Source organism: Prosthecobacter sp. (genome assembly GCF_049294395.1).
Taxonomy (GTDB): Bacteria; Verrucomicrobiota; Verrucomicrobiia; order Verrucomicrobiales; family Verrucomicrobiaceae; genus Prosthecobacter.
In genome coordinates this window covers 1-2385 of sequence record NZ_JBAQCR010000121.1, presented here as the reverse complement: position 1 = coordinate 2385, position 2385 = coordinate 1, and the positions used below count along the sequence as shown (strand labels likewise).

General features: G+C 60.4%; 2 protein-coding genes and 1 pseudogene. 1 reads left to right on the top strand and 2 read right to left on the bottom strand.

From position 1 onward, the window contains the following. Together WAW39_RS07650 and WAW39_RS07645 are read right to left on the bottom strand one after the other, a co-directional pair. A pseudogene (locus tag WAW39_RS07650) lies at nucleotides 1-569 on the bottom strand (hypothetical protein); the annotation flags it as partial. 55 nt (nucleotides 570-624) lie between these two features. After that, nucleotides 625-1788, bottom strand: coding sequence for a c-type cytochrome domain-containing protein (locus tag WAW39_RS07645; protein ID WP_422317431.1), 1164 nt, complete (start codon nucleotides 1786-1788; stop codon nucleotides 625-627). Between the two features lie 157 nt (nucleotides 1789-1945). Here WAW39_RS07645 and WAW39_RS07640 point away from each other — a divergent pair. Beyond that, on the top strand, nucleotides 1946-2385 hold a 440-nt coding region (locus tag WAW39_RS07640; RefSeq protein WP_422317429.1), incomplete at its 3' end, for a deoxyribodipyrimidine photo-lyase.

Below are 2385 nucleotides of genomic sequence, written 5' to 3'. Positions count from 1 at the left end.
GGCTTGGCATCATCCTCGGCGGTCCAGCCGGTGTTGACGTGGGCCTTGGGCAGCTTCGCTTTCAAAGCAGCCACGCCTGCCTTGGTCACGCCGCTCTGCCAGAGATAGATGGCCTTGAGCTTGCCGAGTCCGGCGAGCTTGGCGAGGCCTGCATCCGTGACCTTGGTGTTGTAGAGGTTGATGTATTCGAGCTCGGCGAGGCCCTTGAGCTGATCAATGCCGGCATCGCTGATGGCCGTGCCTTCGAGGTGCAGCTCCTTGAGGTTCTTCATGCCGGCCAGGGCCTTGAGGCCGCCGTCCGTCACCTTGCTGCGCGCGATGTCGAGCGATGCGATTTTGTCGGCGATTGGCACCAGCGGTTCGAGCCCGGCATCCCCGAACTCCTTGGCCACATTGAGCGCGGTGAAACGGAAGGTCTTCGCATCAGCGGCGACGGGCATCAGCGAAGCACCGGTGGCGTTCACTTTCTGCATCGCAGCGGCGACAGTGGGATCTGCGGCGGCTTTGTCATCGGCGGCATGCGTGGTGAAGGCCAGAGCCAGGGCGAAGAGGAGGGAGGTTGGTTTCATGAATGAGACAGATTTTCGGCAGAAATGGTACAGGCAACAAAAGGCGTGAGTTGGACTAGCCTTTCAGAATTCCATCAACAGTGGCCTGAAGCTCGGCGGGGAATTTCGCATCTTTGACCGTCTGGATGCCGCTGGCCCCCTGTTCCACCCACCACTTCAGGAGCGCGATCTCCTCCGGCGTGAGCTGATCCTTGCCTTCCGGCGGCATGTGTTCGTCATCGCTGTCAGGCAGCAGAATGCGCACGATGCTGAGGCTGTCCTTCAGATTGCCAGCCACGAAATTCTTGCCGTTTTCGCCGCCTTTGATGGCCATCTCGTAGGTGTCCATGCGCAGGTCGCCCTTCGACTTCTCCTCGCTGTGGCACTTGTTGCACTTCGCGGTGAGGACCGGGAGAATGACGTGCTGGAAGACGAGCTTTTCATCCCCGCCAGGAGCGGGCGCTGGAGGCGTGGGGGCAGGCGGCGGAGGCGTGGTGCCTTTGTCCATCACCACGGGTTTGTCCTCAGGCTTCACTTCTGCAGGGGGCGCTGGTGTGACGGGTGGCGTGGAATCGACCGGAGGCGTGGCTTTTCCCGCCTTGGGTTTCTCCACAAAACTCAGCAAAAGCTTCTCGGTGGCCACCATCGGAGCTTTGAACCAATCGGGCGCATGCTCGATGAGGAATTTGTTCCCGTGGCTGATGTTCCCACCGAAGTGGGCACCCAGGCCCATGATGCCAAAGCTGACGAAGTAGACTGCGCGGTAGGCGTTCAGCAGTTCCATGCTGCCACGGGCCATGCCCATGAGGCGCACCACCAGCGAGATCAAAACACCCGCTGTGCCGAGCAGTCCCATGGTCTGATGCAGGCTGAAATTGCCGCCCACATAGCCGCCTTCGCGTGACAGCATGATGCCGGCAAACACCGCCAAAATCGCACCCGCCGAGCCGAGCACCAGCATCAGCAGGGAGGCTTCACCAAACTTCTGCTCGCCACGCCGGGTGGAGCAGACCAGCTCAAAGAAGACCAGCACACTCAGGATGCCCACCGGCAGATGCAAAAAGATGGGGTGGAAGCGGCCGATGAAAAGCACGGTGCTGGAGGCGTCCCCCTTGGGCGCATCATACAGCGGCGGGAAGATCAGCAGACCGACCACATACACCACGATGAGGAGTATCGTGGCGATCCAGGCGGCGGTTAAAGATTTCGGTTCGTCGGTCTCAGGCGAATTCGAAGACATGGGATCAAGTTCGGGGTTGGGGGAATGATATGGCGCTTTTAGTAACGGCAGCTCAGTGAAATATTCATCATGAACCTGATGGTGGATGCTGCAAACATTCACATCACCCTTTGTCCGATCCTGACCGTATCTTGTGCCGCTCTCCCCCTATTTTTATATGCCCCGCACTGTCCTCCACTGGTTTCGCCGCGATCTCCGCCTCACTGACAACACCGCCCTGCACCACGCCGCCCAGGCCGCAGACCAGGTCGTTCCCGTTTACATTCTCAGCGATTGGAAGCAGAAGCACGGCTGGACCGGCCCGAACCGCCAGCAGTTCCTCTGCGGCTGTCTTGAGTCCCTGTCCAAAAATCTGACCACCCTCGGCAGCCGCCTCATCCTGCGCAGCGGCTGCGCTGATGCCGAGCTGGAGCGCCTCATCCGAGAGACCGGTGCCGAAGCGGTGTATTTCAATCGTGACTACGACATCTTCGGCCGCGCCATGGAGGGCAAAGTCCAGGCGCTCTGCGCACGCCTCGGCATCGAGTGTCACTCTTACCAAGACAGCGTGCTCCATGAACCCGAAACCGTCCTCACCGGCGGCGGGCAGCCCTACCG